This is a genomic window from Stieleria neptunia, assembly GCF_007754155.1.
Classification (GTDB): domain Bacteria; phylum Planctomycetota; class Planctomycetia; order Pirellulales; family Pirellulaceae; genus Stieleria; species Stieleria neptunia.
Map to the genome: position 1 here is coordinate 498,164 of NZ_CP037423.1, position 24,904 is coordinate 523,067.

General features: G+C 56.8%; 16 protein-coding genes and 1 pseudogene. 10 read left to right on the plus strand and 7 right to left on the minus strand.

Features of this window, described 5'->3' with window-relative positions; all coding sequences use genetic code 11:
* Positions 1–5: 5 nt before the first annotated feature.
* On the minus strand, positions 6–1,274 hold the full coding sequence (locus Enr13x_RS01740) for a glucuronyl esterase domain-containing protein (protein WP_145384424.1): 1,269 nt from the start codon (positions 1,272–1,274) through the stop codon (positions 6–8).
* A gap of 264 nt (positions 1,275–1,538) precedes the next feature.
* Between Enr13x_RS01740 and Enr13x_RS01745 the strand changes: the two genes are divergently transcribed.
* Both Enr13x_RS01745 and Enr13x_RS01750 read left to right on the plus strand, forming a co-directional pair.
* A complete protein-coding gene (locus Enr13x_RS01745) occupies positions 1,539–1,784 on the plus strand; it encodes a hypothetical protein (protein WP_145384425.1) in 246 nt (81 codons plus the stop codon).
* Between the two features lie 92 nt (positions 1,785–1,876).
* Positions 1,877–3,097, plus strand: coding sequence for a hypothetical protein (locus Enr13x_RS01750; RefSeq protein WP_145384426.1), 1,221 nt, complete (start codon positions 1,877–1,879; stop codon positions 3,095–3,097).
* A 261-nt stretch (positions 3,098–3,358) separates the two neighbouring features.
* Here Enr13x_RS01750 and Enr13x_RS01755 read toward each other — a convergent pair whose 3' ends face one another.
* Positions 3,359–4,633, minus strand: coding sequence for a PQQ-like beta-propeller repeat protein (locus Enr13x_RS01755; RefSeq protein WP_145384427.1), 1,275 nt, complete (start codon positions 4,631–4,633; stop codon positions 3,359–3,361).
* Positions 4,634–4,833: 200 nt separating this feature from the next.
* Positions 4,834–6,213 carry a Gfo/Idh/MocA family protein gene (locus Enr13x_RS01760; RefSeq protein ID WP_145384428.1) on the minus strand — a complete coding sequence of 460 codons (1,380 nt, stop codon included), beginning with the start codon at positions 6,211–6,213 and terminating at the stop codon, positions 4,834–4,836.
* 297 nt (positions 6,214–6,510) lie between these two features.
* Here Enr13x_RS01760 and Enr13x_RS01765 point away from each other — a divergent pair, with 297 nt between their 5' ends.
* The gene (locus tag Enr13x_RS01765; RefSeq protein ID WP_145384429.1) at positions 6,511–7,968 is read left to right on the plus strand and encodes an IS1380 family transposase; all 1,458 of its coding nucleotides are present in this window, start codon (positions 6,511–6,513) and stop codon (positions 7,966–7,968) included.
* 447 nt (positions 7,969–8,415) lie between these two features.
* On the opposite strand, the gene Enr13x_RS01770 is transcribed toward Enr13x_RS01765, so the two are convergent.
* The gene (locus tag Enr13x_RS01770; RefSeq protein WP_145384430.1) at positions 8,416–10,965 is read right to left on the minus strand and encodes an alpha/beta hydrolase-fold protein; all 2,550 of its coding nucleotides are present in this window, start codon (positions 10,963–10,965) and stop codon (positions 8,416–8,418) included.
* Positions 10,966–11,200: 235 nt separating this feature from the next.
* Between Enr13x_RS01770 and Enr13x_RS01775 the strand changes: the two genes are divergently transcribed.
* The 3 genes from Enr13x_RS01775 to Enr13x_RS01785 all read left to right on the plus strand — a co-directional run bounded on the left by Enr13x_RS01775 (position 11,201) and on the right by Enr13x_RS01785 (position 15,450).
* Positions 11,201–11,554 (plus strand): hypothetical protein, encoded by a 354-nt coding sequence (locus Enr13x_RS01775; RefSeq protein ID WP_231744047.1) that lies wholly within the window; start codon positions 11,201–11,203, stop codon positions 11,552–11,554.
* A gap of 91 nt (positions 11,555–11,645) precedes the next feature.
* Positions 11,646–14,264: a sodium:solute symporter family transporter gene (locus tag Enr13x_RS01780; protein WP_231744048.1), complete on the plus strand. Its 2,619-nt coding sequence runs from the start codon at positions 11,646–11,648 to the stop codon at positions 14,262–14,264.
* A 10-nt stretch (positions 14,265–14,274) separates the two neighbouring features.
* Positions 14,275–15,450, plus strand: coding sequence for an AGE family epimerase/isomerase (locus tag Enr13x_RS01785; RefSeq protein ID WP_145384432.1), 1,176 nt, complete (start codon positions 14,275–14,277; stop codon positions 15,448–15,450).
* 22 nt (positions 15,451–15,472) lie between these two features.
* Here the strand turns inward: Enr13x_RS01785 and Enr13x_RS01790 are convergent, their stop codons facing one another.
* Positions 15,473–15,961 (minus strand): SRPBCC domain-containing protein, encoded by a 489-nt coding sequence (locus tag Enr13x_RS01790; protein WP_145384433.1) that lies wholly within the window; start codon positions 15,959–15,961, stop codon positions 15,473–15,475.
* Between the two features lie 124 nt (positions 15,962–16,085).
* On the opposite strand from Enr13x_RS01790, the gene Enr13x_RS01795 reads away from it, so the two are divergent.
* Positions 16,086–16,781: a helix-turn-helix transcriptional regulator gene (locus tag Enr13x_RS01795; protein ID WP_145384434.1), complete on the plus strand. Its 696-nt coding sequence runs from the start codon at positions 16,086–16,088 to the stop codon at positions 16,779–16,781.
* On the opposite strand, the gene Enr13x_RS01800 is transcribed toward Enr13x_RS01795, so the two are convergent.
* Positions 16,778–17,725, minus strand: a complete 948-nt coding sequence (locus Enr13x_RS01800) for an SDR family oxidoreductase (protein ID WP_145384435.1) — start codon at positions 17,723–17,725, stop codon at positions 16,778–16,780. The genes Enr13x_RS01795 and Enr13x_RS01800 overlap by 4 nt on opposite strands.
* 534 nt (positions 17,726–18,259) lie before the next feature.
* Here Enr13x_RS01800 and Enr13x_RS01805 point away from each other — a divergent pair.
* Positions 18,260–20,215: a trypsin-like peptidase domain-containing protein gene (locus Enr13x_RS01805; protein WP_145384436.1), complete on the plus strand. Its 1,956-nt coding sequence runs from the start codon at positions 18,260–18,262 to the stop codon at positions 20,213–20,215.
* Between the two features lie 872 nt (positions 20,216–21,087).
* On the opposite strand, the gene Enr13x_RS01810 is transcribed toward Enr13x_RS01805, so the two are convergent.
* Positions 21,088–22,791 carry an integrase catalytic domain-containing protein gene (locus tag Enr13x_RS01810; RefSeq protein WP_231744486.1) on the minus strand — a complete coding sequence of 568 codons (1,704 nt, stop codon included), beginning with the start codon at positions 22,789–22,791 and terminating at the stop codon, positions 21,088–21,090.
* On the opposite strand from Enr13x_RS01810, the pseudogene istA reads away from it, so the two are divergent.
* Together istA and istB are read left to right on the plus strand one after the other, a co-directional pair.
* Positions 22,699–23,625, plus strand: a pseudogene (istA, locus tag Enr13x_RS39595) (IS21 family transposase); the annotation flags it as partial. The gene Enr13x_RS01810 and the pseudogene istA sit on opposite strands and share 93 nt — an antisense overlap.
* A 541-nt stretch (positions 23,626–24,166) precedes the next feature.
* The gene (gene istB, locus Enr13x_RS39600) at positions 24,167–24,889 is read left to right on the plus strand and encodes an IS21-like element helper ATPase IstB (protein ID WP_390621092.1); all 723 of its coding nucleotides are present in this window, start codon (positions 24,167–24,169) and stop codon (positions 24,887–24,889) included.
* Positions 24,890–24,904 lie beyond the last annotated feature (15 nt).

The following is a 24,904-nucleotide window of genomic DNA, read 5'->3' on the forward strand; positions in this document are numbered from 1 at the left end:
GCAAACTACTTCAGCAACGTGTCGGCAAAGTCCAGGAAAAAGTTCCAGTCCACTTCACCGAGTCCGTGTCCGCCGGCGCGGATGTGGTACCCGGTCTGCCCGTTGATGCGTTGTTGACCCAGCGGCGGCATGGTTGTCGTTTCGATTGAGTCTTTTCCTAGCAAGCGGAACACGGGAGCGGCGGCGACGATCGACGCGTACTCGCCTTTCGGGTCCGCCCACAGGTCTTCGTCGGCGCTGGCCACATAGACGCCCCGCGGTGCGATCAGGGCGATCACTTCGTGTTGATCGACGGGCAAGTCGCTTTCGCGACCGGCGTAGTCGGAAAACGGTTTGCAGAACCAGTGCGGAAACGAACTGGTGATTCGTCCGACGGTTTCCCCATAAGCACGCCGTGACAACGCGGCGCCGCCACATCCCGAATTGTTGCTGTAGCCGATGGCGAAACGCTGGTCTTCGCACGCCGCCCACAACGACGTTTTTCCGCCCCGCGAGTGGCCCGAAACCGCGACACGTGATGCGTCAATCGAATCGATCGTCGCCAGATGATCGAGTACGCGACTGGCCGCCCAGCCCCAGGCGGACAGACTTCGCCACGCGGTGTCTTCGGGCGGCTTTCCGTCGGCAAAAAACGAACGGATTCCATCGGCGTAGCCGTCTTTCTTGTCGGGGTCGACATCCGAGGTGTGGAACGATGCCGTGGCGTAGCCGCGATCGATGAAGGTTTTCACCGGCCAAAACGGATCCGGTTTTTCCAGGGCGGTGGTCAGCGGAACGAAGTAGCGGTTGTTGATGTGGATCACCGCCGGGGTCGCTCCGCTGGCGTTGTTGGGCAGAAAGACGACAAACGGAAACGAGAAACTGCGATCGCCGATTTGGATGATCGCTTTCATTCCACGCCCCGTCGCCGCGCCGTCGAACGCTTGCGTCTCCTCTGACGTTTGCTCGAATCGCAGCGAATAATCGGTGTCGGGGCGGCGTCCATAAACGTGCTCGCGAAACAACTCCAGCAGCTCACCGCGGCGACTGTCATTCCACTGCTTCGGCGAACGGATCAAATCGCCCGCGCGGGTCAGCAACGGATTCGGCAACGTGTACTTCGGGACCTTGGATTCAACGTAATTGAACTCACGGCGTTGCCGGGTCAGCTTTTCGACCAAGTCGGCGTTGGCTTGCCAGGCGGATGGCGTCTCCTGACCGATGGAGGGACCTGCCGTGAACGTCATCACGGCGAGAAGCATTGCGGCAGGGAGAAGGTACGGGTGTCGTTGCATGATAGGGTGGGGTGGAGGTTGGGGGGCGGGTAGGGCATGCTGTGCATGCCTGCTGTCACGCACAGCGTGACCTATTGTTAGCGGCAGGGCGCGAGCCCTCCGGTGTTTGTCCCTTGTTCCCGGGCTCTGCCCGGGAACACACTGTCTCAGAGGCTCCGCCTGGGCTGCGCAAAACCGACCGGTTTTGTGTTGAAATTGCTATTTGAGAATTTGACGGAATTGGTTCTCTTATATGCAGTTTTTCCGCGTCATGGAGGTTCAGTCATGTCTCAAGCCACGATTGAGTATAAGTCACCTGTTTCCAAACTTCTTGGTTCGGCACGCCGTGGACGAGAGAAATGGAAGAACAACGCCATGCAATCCAAGCGGTTGATTAAGGAACTCAAGCAAAACCTCTGCAATGCGAGAGAGAGCCGCCAGCGATGGAGAGGCGAGGCAAGCCAACTGCGGCGGCGCGTCGCCGAGCTGCAGAGTGAATTAGAGCAGTTAAAAACGCGGAGCAGCCCCTGAAGAATCGCCCGACGCAGCCGTCGACTCAATTGCTGCCGCCGGCCCCCCAACATTCTTTTTCGTTGAGTCTCGTTGTACTCACGATTTCTTGGGTGCTCCAAGCAACCATCAGCTATCGAGCTTGTGAGAAAATTGCCCGCACGCTAGGCACCATCCATTCTGGATTGTCTCACGCCCCTACGGCAAACACGATTCAGAACTGGACGCTGCGACGGGGGCTGCATGAATTAACGCGTCCCAAAGAACAGGCCGACGATTGGATTCTCCTGGTCGACCACACGATCCAATTGGGAAACGAGAAATGTCTTTTGATCGTTGGGATTCGCCTTGAACATTGGCTCAATCTCGATCGGCCTATCCGACTGAGCGATCTCTCGGCCATCCTGATCGAGATTGTCCAGACATCCAACGGCAAGATTGTTGCCGAGCAACTGAAGAAAGCTGCTGACCGAGTCGGTCAGGTCAAGGCCATCATTTCCGACCAAGGTTCCGACTTGGTCAACGGAATCGCTGGTTTTCAACAGGAAAGCGAGTCGACGATCGCATTGACCGACATGTGTCACCGAACTGCGACGGCACTCAAACATGTCCTGCAGAAAGACCCTCAATGGGATTCGTTTCTCGGGCACTGTGGAAAGACACAACCGAAAGCCAAACAGACTGAGCTGGGATCGTTGTTGCCTCCCAAACTCAAGGTCAAGGCACGCTTCATGAATCTGCACAGTCTGATCGGGTGGGCAGAGCGGATGTTGCGTCTGCTTGACACCCCCCATGAAGAACGTCAGCAACAAGATCGACTTGGTCGCCTGGAAGAGAAATTCGCTTGGGTGCTTGACTATCGTGAATCGATCGCAGTCTGGGCACGTCTGATGCGGATGGTCGACAAGACGTTAGAGCACTCACGAACAGTCGGTTTTAACGCAGACTCGGCTGCTTCCCTGGCTGAAAAACTTTCGTGTGATGTAGGCGATTGGCAGAGCCAAGCGTTTCGCGACGAGATCGTCTCGGCGATCGAAGAGAATTCAAGCATTCTTGCCCCCGGGGAGAGGTTGCCGGCGAGCAGCGAAATCCTTGAATCCTTGATCGGTAAGGGCAAGCAGATGGGTCGACAACATTCTCGCAGCGGTTTCACCCGCAACGTCTTATCAATGGCTGCCAGCGTCGCCGACGTCAGTGCGGAAGCCATTGAAACGAGCCTCGCCTCCGTTACCCACAAAACCCTATGCAATTGGGTGAAGGACAACCTCAGACAAACCATGACGATGTTCCGCCGCAGCGTACTACCGTCATCCCCAGGAACCGATACGGCCTAAATCTGCTATCCTTCTGAGTTGCAATTTTGCGCAGCCCAGGCGGAGCCTGCGTGTCATCGCGTTCCCAGGCCGAACCTGGGAACGAGTTTCGAGAACGATTAATTAGCGGCAGGGCGCGAGCCCTCCGGTGTTTGTCCCTTGTTCCCGGGCTCTGCCCGTGAACACACTGTCTCAGAGGCTCCGCCTCTCGGTTTGGCAACTCGCCAGGCGGAGTCTGCATGTCATTGCGTTCCCAGACCGATCCTGGGAACGAGTTTCGAATCACTTCGCCGAAAAACAAAACAGATGCTTTTCGCCGCGGATGAAAATGCGGTTTTCAACCGGAACGGGCGATCCGATCACGGACTCTTTCAAGTCGTTTTCGGACAGCAATCGAAAATCACCGTCGGCCACATCGGCGACGAAGACGACGCCGTCTTCCCGCGCCGCGTACAGTTTTCCGGCGGCGATGGTCGGAGACGCGTAGTACGAATTCCGATTCTTGGGAAACGCGTCGCTCCAGATCGTTTTGCCGGTCGCCGGATCGAGGCATTCGACTTCACCGCGATCGCGGACCAGGTAAACGTTCCCGTTGTACGCGACGGGCGAAGGGACGAACGTTGAGATGTCATCGCGGAACCATTCGTGATTCGTGTCGGTGACGTCGCCGCTGCCGTCGATGCGAATTCCGTACAGTCGCGGTGCGCCCTTGTCGTTCCGCCCAAAGGCGACGACGGCCATGTCGCCCACCAGGACCGGCGAGGCCACGACCGGCCAGAGTTGATTGGAGTCGGGATTGAAATCGCCACAGGACCACACCACACGTCCGTCTTGCGCGTCGTGGATCGTCAAGTGTTGTGCGCCCCAGACCAGTAGCGATTCCTTTCCCTGGTGTTCGATCACCAGCGGTGTGGAATAGCCGTGGTCGCATTCACGCGGCGTCTGATAATTTCGGGCTTCTTTCCATGCGATTTTGCCGGTCTGTTTATCGAACGCGGCCAGCCACGATTCGCCGTTGTGCATGCGGGCAAAAACGACATGTTGTTTCGTCAACACGGGGGACGTCCCGTGGTCCCAGTACAGCGTGTCCTTGCCGAAACGATCGACCAGATTCGTCTGCCATCGCACCGTGCCGTCGAGTTCCACGGCGGCCAACGTCCCGCTTTTGAAGTACACGAAAATCGCATCGCCGTCGCTGACCGGAGACGCATTGCTGCCCGAGCCGTTGCGATGTTTTCCTTTGACTTCGGGGCCGAACTTCGTCAGCCACTGTTGCTTTCCCGACCAATCGATCGCCACCAATGCATCAACACCATCGCTCGGCGCGGTGACGTACAGGGTGTGGTCGACTTCGATCGGTGTGGAACATCCCTTGCCGGGCAGCGGTGCTTTCCAACGCAGGGTCTGGTCATCCAGTTCGGACGGGTAGTTGCCCGTCGCAACACTGCCCAGGTCCGCCGATCCGCGCCATTGCGGCCAGTCGGCGGCTGCGTCGGACTGGACCAACGCGAACCCCAGCACACAGGTCGACAGGATCAAGCCGTATTTCGTCATCATGGGTTTCTTGGTGGGATGTGAATTGCCGGATTATTGTGGGATAGGCTTCCAGCCTGTCATGCTCTGAATCGACAGGCTGGAAGCCTATCTCACTCTTCGTTGGGTGCCGCGGAAAAGGGGTCAGGTACCAAAAATGCGAAGCACCCTGTGGGCCATTTGGTTTTTGGTACCTGACCCCTTTTCCGCTCGTTGACGTCAGATTACACGACGTCGGGGACCGTGAACGCACCGCGTGCCGGTCGCGTCAACAATCGGTCCGCTTGGGCGTCGTCTTTGAAGGTTTCTTTTTCCGGATCAAAGTGCAACGTGCGATCGACCCGGTAGGCGATATTGGCCAAGTGACACAGCGCGGCCGAATGGTGCCCCTGTTCGATCTCGGCAGAGAGGAATTCGGGGTTGCGTGCCCGAACCGCGAGCGCCCAGTTGCGGAAATGCGGCAGGTTGGAAATCGGGCTCCCCTCTTCAAAGGCGCTCGGGCCCGGTTCGCGATTGCGTCCCAAGAACGTGTAGTAGCTGGAGTAATCGGGGATGATCATCGTGCCTTCGGTGCCCAAGAAGATCGTTCCGACGGGGAAATCTTTTTGGACGAAGGGATACTTGTCGCGAAAGCCTGCTTCGGCGTTGGTGTACCAATCGCGAACGGCAAACTCGACCATTTTTCCATCGGCCCATTTCAGTGACGTCGACAAGACACCCGGTGTTTCGGCGCTGCTCTGATGAACGTTCTCTTGCATGTAATTGGAGCCCACCGATGAAACTTGGACCGGGTGCGTGTCCAGTTTCAGCCCCCAACGCAGGATGTCCATCTGATGGACGCCTTGATTGCCGATTTCTCCGTTGCCGTAATCCCAGATCCAGTGCCAACGGCGATGTTGAAAATTGCTGAACTCGTGCACCGGCGCCGGACCACACCAGGCGTTCCAATCGAGTCCGTCGGGGACCGGCCGCGGAGCATGTTTGCCCAGGTCGCCGCGGATCTTGTAGGCGATCCCGCGGGCAAAGTAGACGTCGCCGATCACGCCTTGATGCAGCTTGTCGATCCCTTCGACGATGTTCGGTGACGATCGACATTGTGTTCCGTGTTGGACGATCCGGTTGTACTTGCGGGCCGCCTCGACCATCTTGCGTCCTTCGAAGATGTTGTGCGAGCCGGGTTTTTCGACATACACATCTTTGCCGGCTTGGCAGCCCCAGATCACGTTCAGCGAGTGCCAGTGGTTGGGGGTGGCAAACGTGACCGCGTCGATGGAAGCGTCATCGAGCACGCGTCGCATGTCGTCGTAGGTGTCGAGCTTGTGACCGCTACGCTCGGTCCAAACCGTTTCGGCAGATTTTAATTTGGCTTCGTCGCAATCGCAGATGCCCGCCAGAGTGACGCCGGAGGTCGATTCTTTTTCCAAATCGACCAGGCTTTCGGCGTGGGCTTTGGCGCGACCGCCCATGCCCACGATCGCGACCCGGATTTTGTCGTTCAAGTTCTGTCCGCGAACGATCGCCGGGGCGGCGAACACCGCAGCGGTCCCAGCCGCGGCGGCTTTGATGGATTGGCGACGCGTGATCGGCTGAGTCTTCTTGTTCATGTTCGTCTCGTTTGATCGTGTTCTTGAAGGCGTCTCGGGGTGCGATGACCACCGCCGGTGTCGTCTGGGGATTGTAACACGAAACACCCGCCTGGTTGCGGAACGACCCAAACGACAGAGAGCCAACCGTCGCATGGCAACGACATTGGTGGAGGGGAATTCAGCGCCGTTGGTGTCTAGCCTTTAGCCCGGATATTGCATCCGCTGATACGATTCCCCCTATAGCGCGAAAGCCTTAGTTCGTGTATCTATTGGAGTTACGACACTTCACAGAACACGAAACCAAGGCTTTCGGCAATGACAAAGCGTAATCGAAAACGTCCCGCATTGAAACGCCTCCGCAGGCAGGCCGTTGAAGTGGATTTCAACGGCGGATCGCTCACCTCCGACGGAGGCCTCGTCCTGCTTCGTGAAGTCGACAAAAAGCTCAATTTGATCGAGCGGATTGACCAAGCCATCGACGACCCACGTGATCCGTTTCACACCAAGCATTCGCAAGCGGAAATCCTCATCAGTCGAATCTTTGCGATCGCTGCAGGATACGAAGATGCAAACGATCAACAGCATCTTCGCAACGATGCCGCCTTTCAAGTCGCCGCCGGACGGACCCCTCGAATCAATGCCGGGGCGGACGACGATGAAGATCCCACTCTGGCAAGTCCCTCGACGCATTCGCGATTTGAAAATCGAATCGGCAAAAAAGAACTCTTCGAGCTCAGCAAGATCCTCGTTGACATTTTCCTTGACAGCTTCGACACCCCGCCTGGTGAAATCACGCTCGATCTAGACGCAACGGACGACAAGGTACACGGCGAGCAAGAAAGAAGGGCTTTCAATGCCTACTACGACAGTTACTGCTTCCAACCGCTGTACGTATTTTGCGGCGACCAACTTCTCGTCTCTTATCTTCGTGCGGCCAATCTCGGTGATGCACACCACGCACGCGGGATCACAAAATTACTCGTCGCAAGGATCCGCAAACGATGGCCTCAGGTCAAAATTACCCTTCGTGGTGACGGAGGCTTTGCGATCGAACGCCTGATGCGTTGGTGCGACAAAAACGATGTCCACTACATCTTTGGTTTGCCCAAAAATAAGGTTTTAGTCAAGGAAATTGCTTGCGAAATGACACGGGCAAGAATCCTTCGATCACACCGGGGTGGGAAACAAGCCTGCTTCAAATGGTTTCGCTATCGCACCGGCAGGACTTGGGACCGCCATCGCTGGGTGGTCGGCAAAGCAGAGTACACTGGCAAAGGCCCCAATCCTCGCTTCGTCGTAACAAACCGTTTCTCAAGTGATGGCATTGTCGACACGACCTACCATCGACCGATGGTCAACGGCAAAAGGCAACCGTTGCAAGTTAAGACTCCAGGAACATGGTGTTCTGTCGCCTTTGACCCGGAGAAGTTTTATCGAGAGCACTACTGCATGCGTGGCGAGATGGAGAATCGGATCAAAGAACAACAGCTTTGCCTGTTCGCTGATCGCACCAGTTGCACCCGTTTTATTGCCAATCAGTTCCGCGTGATGCTTTCATCATTTGCTTACGTTCTACTCGATGGGGTGCGTCGCCTGGGCCTGAGTGGAACGAAACATAGTCGTCTACGCGTGGACACAATTCGATTGCGTCTATTGAAAATTGCAGCACGCGTGCGTGTGACTTGCCGTCGTGTGATCTTTCATCTCTGCAGCCACTGCCCCTGGGAACCGCTGTTCAATCAGGTGCTGACGCGTCTTTGTCGTAGCGACTAGCTACCCCCATCGCATCGCGATTCATCACCCAGCGACAATTTTGTCCTCTGGGGGTGGGGGGCCTCTGCCCAAAGCCAATCAATTGCAGCGAAAATCGGCCATAATAGGCAACGCCGCCGTAACTCAGTCCAAAATCACAGTCAACCACTCAGCGGATGCAATATCCGGGTTAGAGACCGTCCAGCTTAGGGCTAGCGCGAAACGCGACAAATCTGAATGATCTGACCGAATGGGTGAGAGGTGGTCGGCGGAGGGGTGTACGACGTCCTTTCTAGGTCGTCGCGCAGAGCCCCACGGGCGACGGCCCGGAAGGGCCATCGTACATCCGAAAAGCGATCGCCTTAAGCTGGACGGTCCCTTTAGGCGATTCCTCCGCTCGCTGCGGGGCAGCGAATCGAGGCGGCTAAAGCCTGCACACCAGCGGGGTGTCCCAGATATTCCGCAGCGCTACTTCACGCTCAACTTGCGACGGTAGACCGTCGAGCCGTTGGTCACGTACAGGGTGTCGTGATTCGCCCCGGCCAGTGTGCAACTGGTCAGCGGTTTGGTCGGATCGGGCGTCGGCAGCACGCCGCAGGGGCGTCCGGTCGGATCGAAGATTTGCACTCCGACCGAGCTGGTCACGTAGTAGCGCCCTGCCTTGTCGACGGCCATGCCATCGCCCCGCGATGCAGTCAGGTACGGCGGGGGTTCGTTGAACTTGAATTCGCCCTTGGCATCGATCGCAAGCCGCATCGGCATCGTCGGCATTTTGGCGTCCAGGCTGCCGTCGGGGTTGACCCGGAACGTCCACGTGCTCGTGCCGCCGGAATCGGAAACCGCCAGCGTTCCCCCGTCGTTGGAAAGCGCGATTCCGTTCGGGCGTGTGATGCCGCTGTCGACCGCCGTCGTCGCGCCGGTTTTCGGGTCGATGCGCGTGACCTGCTTGGCCCTGGTTTCGGTGATGAAGAGGAGTCCGTCGTCGCTGACGGCCAAGTCATTCGGTTTGACGCCGGTCGCGACCACGTTGACCGCACCGGATTTGGGGTCGATGGAAATCACGCGGCCTTGCGCGCCCTGGCATCCATACAGCAGTCCGTCAGGGCCGAGCATCAGCCCGCTGACCGACTCCTTGGCGATCACCGTTTGCTTGCCGTCATCGGCACTGACGCGATACACCGCCGGTGCCTTCATGTCGCTGTAGATAAAGTTCCCCTCGGTGTCGCTGCAGGGCGCATCGGCGAATCCCAAGTCCGACGCGACGACTTCCCATGACTGGCCCGGGATCAACAGGTTCAACAGCGTCAAGTCTCCACGCAGGTCACCGCTGGTGTCCAGCACCGGCTGGTGTGTCTCGTTTCGCCACAGCCATTTCATCGCTTCGGGAAAACGCGCGCTGCCGAAATCGGCATTGTGCGCGTAGCCTTCGGCCCAATCGAAACGGGTGTCGTAACCCATGTACTTCAGCGCCGATGCCATTCGTTGATTCGCCCAAGGCCAGCTTCCGAACGCGTTGTCGACATCACCGCTGGTGTCGGACATGTACACTCGGATCGGTTTCGGTTCCGTTTTACGAACCAGTGCCGGATAGACGTTGCCGCCGCGAAGGTTGGTGAAACTGCCGACGTTCGAATAAACCTTGCCGAACTGATCGGGGTGTTCCCAGGCGGCGGTGAACGCACAGATGGCGCCGGAACTGGATCCGCCGATCGCCCGCATCGCGGGATCGGACGAAACGTTGTAGCGTTGTTCGACCGCGGGAAGGATTTCCTCCAGCAAAAATCGCGTGTAGCGATCGCCCAGGCTGTCGTATTCGAAGCTGCGGTTGGATGATTTTTTCCCTTGCCGCGGTTTGGATTTGTGTTGCCCAGGATTGATAAACACGGCGATCGTCGGTGGCATTTCGCCGCGTGCGATCAGGTTGTCAAACACGACCGGGATTCGCCAGCGTCCTTTGGTGTCGCGCATCCGTTCCCCGTCCTGAAAAACCATCAACGCGGCTGGCGTGTCCGCTTGGTATTGTGCCGGCACATAGATCGCCCAATCGCGGATCGTGTCTGCAAAGATCTCCGACTCCCAGGGCTCCATTGGCTCGACCGTGCCTTTGGGGACAGACTCGTTGGCAATGGCATCGGGATGCGGTTGCCATTCGGGTCGGGTTTCCGTCGACGCAATCACGGTCGACTCGGAGTCGTCGGACCACAGCCAACGCAGCGCGTCCGGGAAAACTTCGCCGCCCCACTTTCCGCTATGTCCGCCTTCGGTCATCACCAACTTGTAGTCGTATCCGGCGAACTGCAGGGCGGCCGCCAAGTCTCGATTGCCCAGCGGCCAGTTTCCGTGCAGGTTGTTCAGGTCGTCCTTGCCTTCTTGCAGATAAACCTTGATCGGCTTGGGGTTGTCTTTGGTCTTTCGAACCAATCCGGGATAGGCCCAGCCGCCGCGGATGTTGGTGAAGCTGCCGATGTGGCTGAGCACTTTGCCGAATTGCTGTGGCTTTTCCCAAGCGACGGTGAACGCGCAAATCCCGCCGGACGAAATGCCGCACACCGCGCGGCGCTGGGCGTCGTCGGAAACATTCAGTCCTTTTAGGGCGACGGGCAGAAATTCGTCGACCAAGAACGTCGCGTAGCGGTCACCGAGTGAATCGTATTCGAAGGAACGATTGCTGCGGTCTTTCGCACCGGGTTTGGTCGCGGGGATCGTGCCCGGATTGACAAAAACGGCGATCGTGACCGGCATCGCATTTTGATCGATCAGCTTGTCGAAGACCCTGGGGACGCCAAAGGCGCCGCCCGGTTTGGCGTAATTCTTGCCGTCCATGAACACCATCAAGTTCGCCGGTTCGTTTTCGTCGTATTGCGCCGGAACGTAGACGCTGTACTGGCGCGTGGTGCCCGGAAAGATGCGGCTGTCGGCGAAAACGCCTTCGGTGAGTGTTCCCGTGGGAACGTCCGCGGCCCGCACGGAGCTGATCGCCACCAGGATGGCCAGTGGAAGCAGGACAAGTGATTTCATGGTGATTCAGGGAGGCGGAAAAGTGGGGGAGGACTGGGAGGGTGGCCCCACATCATCGTTTGCCGCTGACCGCTAAGCAAGTGCCACAGCGATTCCGTGGTCCGGGGCGGTCGCGGTCTAAGTCGTACGGCGGGTTTGACTTCAGCGGCGGTGAGTGGATGCGGATCAATCATGTAGAATCCACCCACGAGGATTGCCAAACAGCACCGTCGATGCGACACCTCGGGATTGATTCATGACGCAAATGCCGCGGCTAGAGGAGCAAAAGTTGACGAACCGAGAGCTGGATCAGAAAGCGGCAATTATGGTTGTCATTGAACACTTTGGCGACATTCCCCCCGGCACGAAATGTTCCGCCGTGTTCTTTGGCACGGAGAGACTTCGCCGCGAAAAGGAATTCCACGCAAAACTGTACAGCCAGAACGGAGTGCATGATCCGGAGACCGTGCGAACGATGGTCGCCGCGAACGTGCCGGACGATCCCTATTGGTTGGTGTCCCTGAAATCGGGCGACGGCGCCAACGCAGCTGTCACTCGGCTGCACCGAGTCGATGACCGCACGGGAACGATCATCCCGGATCCGGCGTGATTCGGTGCGTTCAGGTGAATGTCGCTCAGGCTGCCGGCCTGTCACTCAATCATGAAGCAATGCCATGCGATCGGGATGGCTGGAAGCCACAATGACAAACGAGATTATGAAACGATTCCTGCATCTCCTGCTTTTCCTTGCCGCAGTCACGTCACCCACTCTCGCGACCGCTCAGGATTTACTGACGTGGACGGAACTGCCGCCCATGCCGGATGCACTCGGCTTTGCAGGTCCGTTTGCCGGCGTTCACAATGACGTCATGATCGTGGCCGGCGGTGCGAACTTTCCCAAGCCGGTCTGGGACAACGACAAAGTCTGGCACGATCGCATCTTCGTGCTGACCAGAGATGGCGACCGCTACAGCTGGAAAGACGGCGGCAAACTCGACCGTGCTGTCGCATACGGGGCGTCCGTCTCGACCAGCGCGGGCGTGGTTTGCATGGGTGGGAACGATTCCGACGACACCTTTGACGACGTGTTCCTGCTGAGCTGGGATCCCGAGTCAGAACGAATCACGACGACGGAGTATCCTTCGCTGCCAAAACCGTGCGCGTTCACGGCCGCAACCATCATCGGCGATGTGATCTATCTGGCAGGCGGGCAAAGCGGTCCGTCGCTGGAAACAGCCATGTCGAATTTGTGGGCGCTGGATTTGTCGCAGCAAGCAAACCAAGACGAATTTGTCTGGAAAGAATTGCCTGCCTGTCCCGGCCCAACGCGGGCATTGAACCTGACCGTTAGCCAGCACAATGGATACAACGACTGTGTGTATGTCATCAGCGGGCGACGACAGCACGGGCCGGCGGAAGAGCCCTCCAGCTATGAATTCCTTCGCGATGTCTGGGAATTCAATCCGAACACCGCCACCTGGCGGCAACGCAGCGACGCCCCGCGATGTTGGATGGCCGGCACCGGTGTCAAGTATGGCCAAAGCCATCTTCTTGTGCTCGGCGGATCCACCGGCGAACTGTTCTTCCAAGGCGACGAACTGCGGGACAATCACCCAGGATTTGGCAACGAAACTGCCGCCTATCACACCATCACCGACACCTGGGTTGCCGCCGGGAAGAATCCCGTCACCCAGGTGACGACCACCGCTGTTCAATGGGGCGACGATCTGATCGTCCCGTCCGGCGAAATCCGACCGCGAACCCGCACGCCCAAGGTCTATCGCGTTGCCGTCAACCGAGCCGAACACAATTTCGGGTGGGTCAACTATGTCGTCCTGTTCGGCTATCTTGTGTCGATGGTCGGCGTCGGGTTTTACTTCGCCCGAACCAACAAGACGACCGACGACTACTTTCGCGGGGGACGCCACATTCCGTGGTGGGCTGCCGGTTGCAGCATTTTTGCCACGATGCTCAGCTCGCTGACCTTCACCGGCATCCCGTCCAAGGCCTATGCCCAGGACTGGGTGTACTCGATCGGCAATTTCACCATTCCGCTGGTTGCGATCGTCGCCGTGTATGTCGCGATGCCGTTCTTTCGCCGCATCGATGCCACCAGCGCGTACGAGTATCTGGAAAAGCGATTCAGCCGTCCGGTCAGACTGTTCGGGAGTGCCAGTTTCACGCTGTTCCACCTCTTTCGCATGGCGGTCGTCATGTCACTGACCGGTCTAGCGATGGCCGTCGCGACTCCGCTGACACCGGCTCAATCGGTGTTGCTGATGGGCGTGCTCAGCATCCTCTATTGCACCATGGGTGGCGTCGAAGCGGTGATCTGGACCGACACCCTCCAGACCGTTGTGCTGTTTGGCGGAGCGCTGCTTGCGATCGTTCTCTTGGTGATGGGGACCGACGGCGGGGTCGGCGGTTTTCTGTCCGCCGCGGATGACGCTGATAAATTTCGGATCGCAAACCTGCACCTGAGTCCGACGAGCGCCCAAATCGCATTGTGGGTCATCGTCGTCGGAGCCATCGGCCAAAACCTTTCGTCATACACCGCCGACCAAGCCGTCGTGCAGCGGTACATGACGACTGCCGACCCCAGTCTCGCCGCGCGTTCGATTTGGACCAATGCCGCGCTGACGATCCCGTCCACACTGCTGTTTTTCGGCATCGGCACGGCTCTGTTTGCGTTCTATCAATCAAACCCCGGTCGCTTGGACCCGACGATTTCGACCGACCAAGTGTTTCCGTACTTCATTGCCCGTGAGATGCCGATCGGATTGGCCGGGTTGGTCGTCGCGGGGGTTTTTGCCGCCGCACAGTCGACGGTTTCGACCAGCATGAATTCCACCGCGACGGCTTTGGTGACCGATTTCCTGCGGCCCTTCGACACCTGCAAATCCGAGCGCGGCTATCTCAATGCGGCTCGCGGTCTGACGTTTGTGATGGGGGTGATCGGGACACTGTTGGGGCTGGTGTTCGTCAACCCCGACATCAAATCGCTGTTCGATACCTTTTTGGTCGTGATCGGGTTGTTCATGGGCGTGCTCGGCGGGTTGTTTGTGTTGGGGGGCACAACGACCCGAGCCAATTCCACCGGTGCGATGGCCGGTGCACTGGTCGGCGCCGCCGTGATGTTCGGTCTTTGGAAATTCACCGCGATCAACGGCTACCTGTACACGGCCTGTGGAATCACCACCTGCTTCGTCGTCGGTTACATCACCAGTCTCGCCACGCAAAAACCGGCTGACGACCTCGCCGGGCTGACCATTCACACGCTGCATGCCGGCAACTCGCACGACGACATTGATTCACTTTGAGCCACTATATATGGATGAATCTCGGCGCAACGAATTGATCACCACGTATCGCGACGGATTGCTCGGCGACACGCTGCCGTTTTGGATCAAGCACTGCGTGGATCGTGAGTACGGCGGGTTCATGATGTCGCTCGATCGTGACGGAACCGTGATCGACACGGACAAGGGCGTTTGGCAACAAGGCCGATTCACTTGGCTGTTGGGCGAACTGTACAACAACGTCCAACCGCGTGACGAATGGCTGGAACTGGCGAAACACGGCGCTCGGTTTCTCGATGACCATTGTTTCGATCCAGCGGACGGTCGGATGTGGTTTCACGTCACTCGAGAGGGAAAACCCATTCGCAAACGCCGCTACGCGTTTTCAGAAAGCTTTGCATCGATCGCCTATGGAGAACTCTTCAAAGCGACCGGCGACGAACAATACGCGGAAAAAGCAAGACGTACATTCCGACGGTTTCTTGATCACAACCTGAATCCGCTCGGTGTGCAGCCAAAATTCACCTCGACAAGGCCGACCCGAGGCATCGGGTTCCCGATGATCACCCTGGTGACGGCACAGGAGCTTCGCGAATCGATCGGCCTGTCCGATGCCGACCGATGGATCGATCGTAGCATTGACGACATCCGTCGTTTTCACCTCAAAGAAGAAATCCAGTGCGTGATGGAGACCGTCAGTCCGACCGGTGAAATCATCGACCACTTCGACGGCCGCACGCTCAACCCCGGCCACGCGATCGAAGGCGGCTGGTTCATCATGCAGGAAGGAAAGCTTCGAGGTGACGCCTCGCTGGTCCAAACCGGCTGCCAGATGCTAGACTGGATGTGGCAGCGTGGCTGGGATCAAGAGTTTGGAGGGATCCTGTACTTCGTCGATGTCAACGGTCGGCCCGTCCAGGAGTACTGGCACGACATGAAATTCTGGTGGCCGCAAAACGAAACCATCATTGCAACACTTCTGGCTCATCAGCTGACCGGTGATCCCAAGTACGCCGACTGGCACCAAATGATCCATGACTGGAGCTATGCGCATTTTCCTGACACCGAGCACGGCGAGTGGTTCGGCTATCTGCACCGCGACGGCCGACTCAGCTCCCCACTCAAAGGAAATCTCTGGAAAGGCCCCTTCCACATGCCTCGCATGCAACTTACCTGCTGGCAGTTGCTGACGGCGTCCTCGACGTAAACGATCCGCTTGCAAAAACAGTTCAGGAGGCAACGATGAGTTCATCAATGCGACAGTATCCCATTTCCATTGCAGCTCCCATTCCACTCGCCAGGGCTTCGTCGCGTGCCTCCTGGGACGGATACTCGATCAGCGTGGTGACCGTCGTGACATGGTCCGTTTCCCGGAACGTGAAGGTCACGACCGTTTCATGACCCGTGTTGTCTGTTGAACTGCGTACGACATGCTTTTCATCTTGGACGATCTTGCTGAGCATTTCGATTTCGCGAAATGCTCCGTGCATTGCGATCTCAGACTCGTCTCCTTCGTTTCGGAAGACGTTTTCGTACGTTCCGCCGACTCGAAAGTCCATCTCACAGATGGGCATCGACCAGCCCGGTGGTCCGAGCATCCAGCGACGGACCAAGTCGGCGTCGGTGAACGGTTTCCAAACCGAGTCGACTGGCGCTTCGAAGCTTCTGACGACTTCGACTTGGGTATCAGAGGGTGTGTTGACTGTGGCAGGCTTCATGTTCGTTTGTCCTTTGTGAAAACGGATTGACGTCGAGACTTTACAGGGCGCTCCTGACAGCGTACTGTCAGGAGCCTGTCAGGATTCGCAAATTTCCTCACCAATCTGTTCTCGGACACGCCCGATGCGCCGAGCCGACCGCCTGTTTCGAATTGTCGAATACCTCAAGTCGCGCCGAGAGGTCGTCACCGGGGAAGAGCTTGCTGGCGAGATGGAAATCGGTGTTCGCACGATTTACCGTGACGTAGCGGATTTGCGTTCCTCCGGTGTCCCGATCGTTGGCGAAGCCGGCGTCGGCTATCTGCTCAGCCGGGACTACGTCGTGAAGCCGCTGATGTTTGATACTGAGGAACTGGACGCCCTGACTCTTGGAGCTCAGATGGTGGAGAGTTGGGGAGACGCTGCGATTGCCCGCTCGGCCCGCCGGGCTCTCGACAAGATCACTGCCGTCTTGCCCGATGCCCTTGCCGAAGACGCGAAGCTTTTAGCAGCCTACGCATGCGCCAGCCGTGGTAAACCGCCGATCGCGATTGATCTTGCCGCGCTGCGCCGAGCGGTCCGCAGCAAGCATTGGGTTGAAATCTGTTATACCGACCAAGCGAGGAAAAAGTCCCAGCGCAGGGTTCGTCCCTTGTGCCTCGTCTTCACCGCACCGGTTTGGCTTCTCGCCGCGTGGTGCGAAACTCGTGGTGACTTTCGTGAATTCCGTGTCGACCGGATCACCAGCATGAAGATCACCAACCAGCAGTTTCGAAACGAAGCCGGGAAGACCCTCAAGGATCTACAGCAACAGAAGCAGAGGGAGTTTTCCCAAGGTTAGGGTGACCAAGCCGCGGACGTCTTCTGCTCAGACAACATCCAGAGTTTCGCAGCCGCTTCCCGATCGAGGGCGCAGTCGTCCAGCGGACACTCTCCGACGGGGCCGACCATTTGCCCCCTTTTGGTAGGGCCATAGAGTTTTACAGACTCCACTTCCGGTTCGGCTGCACACATCACTTCGGGCCAGGAGCCTCGCTCGGCGGATTGTGCGATGAAACGAGAAAGGACCGCCCAGGCCATCTTGTTGAAGGTGCTGGCTGTGTCCTGCAACAAGTTCGTCCGCGACGCGCCCGGATGGCAGACCTGGACCGTCACGTTCTTGCCCGCAGCACCCACACGGCGCTGCAGCTCGCAGGCAAACATCATCTGCGCCAGTTTGCTTTGGGCATAGGCGTTCCAGGCGGTGTAGTTCTCGTCGAAGTTAAGGTCTTCGAATTGAATCTTCTTCAACCCCATTTTGTACGCGTTGCTGCCGACAACCACGATCCGCCCGGCTGACGCTTCGACTCGCTCAAACAGCATTCCACACAGCAGGAAATGGCCGAAGTGGTTCACCCCAAGCTGGCTTTCGAAGCCGTCGGCGGTGATCTCCTGTTTGGCCACCTGCGCGATGGCCGCGTTGCAGATCAAAGCGTCAATGCGGGGGACGTGCTGCAAGACTTCCGCCGCCGCTTTCCGCACAGAATCGAGATCGGCCAAGTCCATTTGGATGAAAGTCACGTCAGCGTTACTGCCAAACTCCTCCTTCAAGGCCGCGATGGCGACAGACGATTTCTGGTCGCTGCGGTTCAGCATCACCACGCTTGCGCCCTTGGACAGGAACACCCGCGATGCCTCAAATCCCGCGCCGCTATTGGCACCGGTGATGACATAGGTCTTGCCGGCAAGTGAGCCGAGTCGATCGGGGGTCCAACCTTTCGGGCCAAATGGGTTGGTCTTGGCCATTGTGCTAACTCCTTAGGGTGTAGTGGCTGGGCGTTCTTGTTCCATGGTGGATCAAGAACCAATCGGCTCGGTTCGCCAAAGGCGATCAACAACATAGCCTGGGGTGGCGTTCACTCCGCTGCGCTCGTTCCCTGACCCCAGGCTATGTTGTGAATGCCCTTTGGGCAAACCATTGAGTTTCTCTCCCCTTGGGAGAGAGGGCGTTTGCGCAGCAAGCAAACGCCAGAGAGGGCCCGCGCTGAAAAATCTTCCCGTCTTCCGCAACGATCAAATCCGTCACTTCGAAAATCCCCCCCCTCGGGTTCGCCTGGACTGTTTTTGCCGTTCCAGCGGTGTTCGCTTCGCCCGCCAAAGTGCTGGTTTCAGTTTCTCGACCAAACGGGGGCGTACTGGCAATGTCGCGGGAGCGGTTCCGGTTTCGATGACATTGTATTGGCTTCGCTCCCTCAAATTGAGCCAAGGTCATCGAGTATCATCAGGGTAGAAATGAAATCTTCCCTTACGGCGACTGCTCTCAACCCCTCGAGTTGACGAATGACGATTCCCCAACTCCGCGGCCTCCTCTTCCTGACGCTTACGACTCTTGTTCAGCTGCCCAGTTCCGCAGCGGAGCTTCGTACGTGGACGACCAGCGACGGCAAATTTGAAACGCAAGCTGAACTGGTCGAAGCGAACGATTCAGCGGTGACGTTGAAAAAAGCGGATCGCAACGTCATCACACTTTCAATCAGCAAGCTCAGTAAGCCGGACCGCGATTATGTCCTCTCCTGGCTAATCGAACGTAAGCAGTCCGAGACATTAAGGCCAGGCATTGTGCCGGACGTCCTGGGAGAACAGGTCGACTTGTTGTCGATGATCGACCCTGCCAATGACACGCAAGCAGGAAAGTGGGAACGTGACGCAAACGCACTTGTGTCGTCACGTTCGTCGCGAGCAAGAATCTTGATCCCGCATTCCGTTTCAGGTTCCTATCAACTCAGACTTGTCGCGCAACGGCAGATGGACACGGGATCGCTTAACATCGGTCTTGCGGTCGGTAGTCGGCATCAAGCGCTCGCCATCTTTGATTACGGCAGATCGAAGAGATCGGGATTAGCCTGGATCGATGAAAAAAACGAACCCGCGAATTCGACGTTTTACCGCAAGCCCGTGTTCACGACGGGGCGTGATTCCGAAATCATTTGTACGGTTCACCACAGTCATTTACGTGTCACGTGCGACGGCAAAACGATTTTCGAGTGGACCGGCGATCCATCCCGACTGACACTGCACCCCAATTTCAAAATCCCCAGCGACAGACTGTTTATCGAGACCGTACTCGGCAGTTATCGCATCTCCCAGTTGCAATACCTGCCGATTCGCGAGTCCGAACTCCGCCAGTACAAGCCTCGCGGCAAACCATCACCGGCTGATTCGGTCGCCTTGATCGAGCATCCACTTGGTCATGGCAGTGGGTTTCTTGCCGCCCCCAATTTATTGGTGACGAATCATCATGTCATCGAGAATGCGCCCGCAGACGACCTGAAGATCTTTTTCCCAGAGGAAAGCGATTTCGTCCATGTTCATGGTGTCCTGTTTGAGGATGTCGATCGAGACCTTGCAATCCTTTCTCTGGAAACCCGGCGAACACCCTTGGCGGTTGCGTACGACGGATATGTGCCACAGGGCGAGTCGGTTCAATTGCGGGGCAACCCGGCCATTGGTGGAGGGGTGACGCTGAGAAACGCGGTGGTGAAGGGAACCCTACGGTCAATGGTACGTGTGGATGGCTTCGATTTTTTGCAGGTCGATGCATCCATTGATTCCGGTTCCAGCGGCGGCCCGATTTTGAATGAACTGGACCAGGTCGTTGGAGTCATCGCCATGAAAGCGACAGACGAAGGAGAAAAGTTGATTCACGAAGGCCTCGCTCGTCTTGATGACTCGTTCAAGAACAAATCAAGGCAACAAACTCAGGACGGCATCGCGTTTGGAATCCCTGCACAGGATCTGGCCAAGGCACTCGACAGCGTGCGTGCAATGACCGCGAAAGAAGCGGGACGACGTGCTCAGTTGCATGAAAGCCGTGTGGTGTTCAAGCGACTTGCCGCACTTGCGGGAATACGATTGCTGGAGGCGAATGTGAACGTCCCGGAAGCAATGCGGCAGCAGGCGGCGCGAGTGACGGCGACTCGTGCGGCCGATGATTTGGTCGAACTGATTCCGGCCGAACCGGCACGTCTTCTTCGATCAGCATTGCAAAGCAAGGGCACCCAAGAAATCATCGCGTTGCTGCAACAGAACATGGACAAGCATTTAAACACGATCCGCAGCAGTCCCCACCTCTCTCAATCGAGCATTCGTGACTTCAATGCACTGTCACAGCGAATCGAGGCAATCGAGCGATTCGCGCAGCGGCCTGGCGAAAACTACCTGAGATTCAGCACAACCATGATGCGATTTCAAAGGGAAGTGACTCGTTTAATGACTGAGATCAAAGAAGAACTGTAGTCACGTCCCTCCCCGTCCAGGCCCCCGCAGCGTGAGATTTCCCCCGGAAAAACAACCTCATCTCGATGGCGACCTTCGCAACGTCTACACCTCGCTATGACTCGTGATCGCCAAGTCCACGGACAAGGAATTGGCTCGGCCAGTGAGCGACTTGAAGGCCGAAAACCAGGTCGCAACCCGCTCTGCAAGCAGATTGAGCCCGCGAGAAGCGGCCAAAGCAGGGTCGGCCAAGAACCGCCGATGACATCAAAAATCGGATCCTCAAACCCGCCAAGGACAGCGTCCGGGGTTGCACCCGAATTCTCGGAGAACGCAAGAAGCTCGACATCGAGTCCGTGACTCGAAACACCATCGCCTTCGTCGAAAGATTCGTTCAAGCAATCCAGCAAGAATGCCTCGACCACGTCATCGCCTTCGGCGAGAAACAAATGAGCCTACTCTGCTCCGAGTTCCGAGAGCGCGACCACCTCGAACGCCCACAACAGGGATTGGACAACGAGCCACCTCAGAAGAGAGGCGATAGCAAACGAGCCCAAGAAGGAGAAGCGATTCGCCTAACCGACATTCGATGCAAAGAACGATTAGGCGGGCTGTAAATAAGTTACTCACGAAGAGCGGCGTGAATTAAACGGCAATCTGTCGTGCCATCACTCGAAGAAGACGTGCGGGAACGGGGTATTCGAGCTCCCAGACAATGCTCATGGGGCGGCTTCCGGTGTGTGTCTAGCGGCGATTGGTTTTCCCGGCCGTGTTGCCTCAGCCGAGAAGGATACCCAAATGGAAGGACTAGAAAGAATGCTGGCATAGGGCTGCTGAGCGTAGCGAAGCCGCCCTATGCCAGCGGTTACATTTTTCATAGGCGAGCAAGACACTTAGGTCGCCGTGGTGCCCGTCACTAATTTCCTTGCCATGATATTCCGCCACTGACTCACGCGACGTTGAAGCGTTCGTAGTTGACCGCCGTTGTATTTGTCGGGCGATCGTTCGATGAGCCTTTCGAGTAACGACGACGCAGTTGCGTCTGGGGATTTTTCAAGCCATCCAAGAATCGTCGTCCAGTCTCCTTCAAAGGGGTCTGGACGCGTTCGATAATCTCGCGTTCGCATCGGCTTCGGCTGATGAGTTGGTCGGGCCTCGCCTTTCTTCCATAGCTCCGGTAACTGTGAAAGAAATTCTTCGAGATCAATCTGCTGCTCCTGGGAGAGCGAATCCTCCGTCGACAGCGAATCCAGCGCAGCTTGCGATTGTCGGATTGCGTGTAGTAGTTCTAGCGGGTCCTGTTCAAGACGGTTGCGTCGCAAATACTCTTTCGATTCGGATGATACTCGCGAGTCACTAAGTAGCCGTTCACATGGCGTTTGAGGTGAGTGAAACTTCTTGCTTACCCTGGCGCCGTCACGAGTCTTGCTTAAGAGCTTGAAGGATGGCTGAAACATGTTCACGTACCAACGAACACTATCGAAAAGATGTGCGATGGTTTGGCATGCGATCGGTCCCGAGAATCGCTGATAGCCGAGGTGTTTGCGAACGATAGAACCGTTCTTCTGCTCGATCCATGCCTGATCGTTTTTTCGATAGGGCCGTGATCGAGTAAATGTGATACTTTGGGAATCGCAGAATTTGATGACTGATTCGTTGATGAACGAACTGTCATTGTCAGTGTTTATTCCCAGGACTGGAAACGGAAATCTGTTCCGCAGCAATTCCAAAGATTCGACGACGAGAGACTGCTCGCGAATCAGAATCGGGATGCATTCCGTCCATCCAGACGCAACGTCTGTAGCAACCAAACTGTGTATGAATGGGCCGGATAGATTCCCTCCGCAGTGAGCAACAAAATCTACTTCGAGACTCCCAGGGGCGACATCATCCCATTCGGAAAAGGTCTTGACGGCAACTGCAGCGCGGACCTTTTTCTTTGGGCGAACGCGTTTCTTTCCAGTCGCTTCCTCACGTATAGGACGAAGCAGTCGGTCTATGGTTGAAGCACTTGCCGACAACACCCGCGTCTTGAGAGAATCATCAAGATTCATGTGACCGTGCGACTCCATCGACTTCAGCAACTCGGGAAGAATCGCTTTGAGGCGTTTGCCGCATAGGCGATCGGAAGATTCCCAGAGCGTTACAAGCACCTCCTTGACCGCGCAGTCGTATATTTTGCGGCCCACGACTTCACAACGCTCTGGGGTGGTGTTTTGGCGTTCAGCGAGAATTCGCAGCGCGTACTTACGTTGGTGTCCGGTAATCGCAACAAATTCATCGAGTATCCGCGACTTGTCTCGTTTCCGTGCGCCGTAGTATCGCGAACGAATCGAGTCAATCAGTGCAGCTTTTGCTTGCATTTCCATGGCGCCACCTACGATTTGGGTATCTTTCTGTTGAGGCAACCACCATCGTTCGGTATCCGAATTGTTGAGGCAATGCGTCGAAACGACAATCGGCTCCCCTCTCAGCGGAAGAAGCCGCGAGATTACCGGACTCGCATCGATCCATTCGCCGATGTCTGGAACGAGGTGCAGATCAGGCTTGAGGCCGAACCGCGACTGCAGGCCAAGACCCTTTTCCAGTGGCTGCAAGACCGCTATCCAGGCGTCTACCCAGACTCCACTCGACGAACCTTCGAACGTCGAGTCCGATTGTGGCGCAGTACAGAAGGTCCAGACAAAGCAGTGATCTTCCCGCAGGTCCATCATCCGGCTCGGGTTGCTGCGAGTGACTTCACCGTCATGAACACACTGAACGTGACCATCGCGGGCGTTTCGTTTGAACACATGCTCTTTCATTGTGTCCTGACGTATTCCAACGTCGAGTCGGTCTCTCTGTGTTTCTCCGAATCTTTCGAAGCGCTCAGCGAGGGGATTCAAAATGCGTTTTGGGAATTCGGCGGAGTGCCCGAGCGTCACCGCACTGATAGCCTTAGCGCTGCGATCAACAATCACTCTTCAAAGAAAGAACTCACTGCTCGCTATGGAGCGTTGATGGATCACTATGGCACCAAGTCAGAGCGAATCAACGTTCGCTGTGCGAACGAAAACGGCGACGTTGAGTCATCCAACGGTCATCTCAAGAATCGAGTCGACCAAGCATTGCTACTTCGCGGTAGTCGCGACTTCGCCAGTCGTGAAGACTACATGCATTTCGTTCGATCCCTGATCGTTCGCGCTAATGATGCGCGCTTAAATCGATTTGAAATTGAACGCTCGCATTTGCGACCACTTCCCGATAGTAAGCTTGATACCGATGACAACCAACAAGGCATCATCGTCGGCAGTAGCAGCACGATTAATGTCAAGAAAAACATCTATTCGGTTCCTAGCCGATTGATCGGTCAAAAAGTCGATGTGCGGATCGGTGCCGAGTGGATCGATGTGACGCATCACGGCATCCACGTGCAACGGATGCCACGACTTACTGGCGTCGGCGGATCGGCCATCAACTACCGGCACGTGATCGATTCATTGGTTCGCAAACCGGGAGCATTCGAAAACTACAAATACCGTCAGGACATGTTCCCGACGAGTCACTTCCGAATCGCCTATGACATGCTATGCGACGCTCACAGCGAGAAGGTGGCGGTGAGGAAGTATCTTGAGATCCTGCAATTAGCGGCTCGAGAAAGCCAAGATGCGGTGCAGAATGCACTGCGTCTTCAAATCCAATCGGGACAATCCATCGATGTCGATCAGGTTCGGCTGATGGTGAGTGAAGCGATCGAGATCAAGCCGGTGACCGACATCGATGTCAAAGCACCGAACTTGAAAGACTATGACGAATTATTTGACACGTTTGACAAGGAGAGTCCAAACGATGAATCAATCAACCACACGAAAGCCCCAATCGAAAAAGACCGAATCGTCGATACGGCAGCCTCCCAAGACCCCGCCCACGAGGACGAGCAACGAACGGACCGAGGAGCGGCTGAAGGAGCAGTTTCGCAGCTTGCGTCTGCCGATGTTTCGCGACCAGTTTCAAGCGACGGCCGACCGAGCAGCCGCGGAGGATCTCAGCCATGTTCAATACTTATCGGAACTGGCGGAACTGGAATGCCAGGCCCGCAACGAGAGTCGGATCAAGCGTCTAATGACCAACTCACGTCTTCCGCTGGGCAAGACATGGGAGACGTTCAACTTCGATCGCTTGCCATTGTCAGTGACACGACAACTGGAGAGTCTTCGGGAGGGATCGTTCTTGGATCGTCGGGAGAACGTACTGATTTTCGGTCAGCCCGGTGCGGGGAAGAGTCACGCGCTTTGTGCCTTGGCGAATCAACTCGTCCAGCAAGGCCGGAGCATGCTTCTGACAACGTGCAGCTTGCTGGTGCAACAGTTGCTGATCGCAAAGCGGGATCTTCGCCTGCAGAAGTACATCAAGCAACTGTCTCGTTTCGAGGGCCTGATGATCGACGACCTGGGTTACGTGCAGCAGAATCGAGAAGAGATGGAGGTGCTGTTCACGCTGCTGGCGGAACGTTACGAGAGAGGGAGTGTTCTGTTGACGAGCAACTTGGCGTTCAGCAAGTGGGACCAGATCTTCAAAGATGCGATGACGACGGCGGCGGCGATCGATCGCTTGGTTCACCACAGCGTGATCATCGAGTTGAACGTGCCAAGCTATCGCGTGGAAACAGCCAAGAAAACGAAGTCAGCTGGACGGTCAGCAAAGGCCTCTCAATAAAAATCGGATTCGTAA

Bases quoted from the DNA above. Each gene is read 5' to 3' on its own strand.
- Enr13x_RS01740 (WP_145384424.1), bottom strand. From the start codon at position 1,274: ATGCAACGACACCCGTACCTTCTCCCTGCCGCAATGCTTCTCGCCGTG.
- Enr13x_RS01745 (WP_145384425.1), top strand. From the start codon at position 1,539: ATGTCTCAAGCCACGATTGAGTATAAGTCACCTGTTTCCAAACTTCTT.
- Enr13x_RS01755 (WP_145384427.1), bottom strand. From the start codon at position 4,633: ATGATGACGAAATACGGCTTGATCCTGTCGACCTGTGTGCTGGGGTTC.
- Enr13x_RS01760 (WP_145384428.1), bottom strand. From the start codon at position 6,213: ATGAACAAGAAGACTCAGCCGATCACGCGTCGCCAATCCATCAAAGCC.
- Enr13x_RS01765 (WP_145384429.1), top strand. From the start codon at position 6,511: ATGACAAAGCGTAATCGAAAACGTCCCGCATTGAAACGCCTCCGCAGG.
- Enr13x_RS01770 (WP_145384430.1), bottom strand. From the start codon at position 10,965: ATGAAATCACTTGTCCTGCTTCCACTGGCCATCCTGGTGGCGATCAGC.
- Enr13x_RS01775 (WP_231744047.1), top strand. From the start codon at position 11,201: ATGACGCAAATGCCGCGGCTAGAGGAGCAAAAGTTGACGAACCGAGAG.
- Enr13x_RS01780 (WP_231744048.1), top strand. From the start codon at position 11,646: ATGACAAACGAGATTATGAAACGATTCCTGCATCTCCTGCTTTTCCTT.
- Enr13x_RS01785 (WP_145384432.1), top strand. From the start codon at position 14,275: ATGGATGAATCTCGGCGCAACGAATTGATCACCACGTATCGCGACGGA.
- Enr13x_RS01790 (WP_145384433.1), bottom strand. From the start codon at position 15,961: ATGAAGCCTGCCACAGTCAACACACCCTCTGATACCCAAGTCGAAGTC.
- Enr13x_RS01795 (WP_145384434.1), top strand. From the start codon at position 16,086: ATGCGCCGAGCCGACCGCCTGTTTCGAATTGTCGAATACCTCAAGTCG.
- Enr13x_RS01800 (WP_145384435.1), bottom strand. From the start codon at position 17,725: ATGGCCAAGACCAACCCATTTGGCCCGAAAGGTTGGACCCCCGATCGA.
- Enr13x_RS01805 (WP_145384436.1), top strand. From the start codon at position 18,260: ATGACGATTCCCCAACTCCGCGGCCTCCTCTTCCTGACGCTTACGACT.
- istB (WP_390621092.1), top strand. From the start codon at position 24,167: ATGTTTCGCGACCAGTTTCAAGCGACGGCCGACCGAGCAGCCGCGGAG.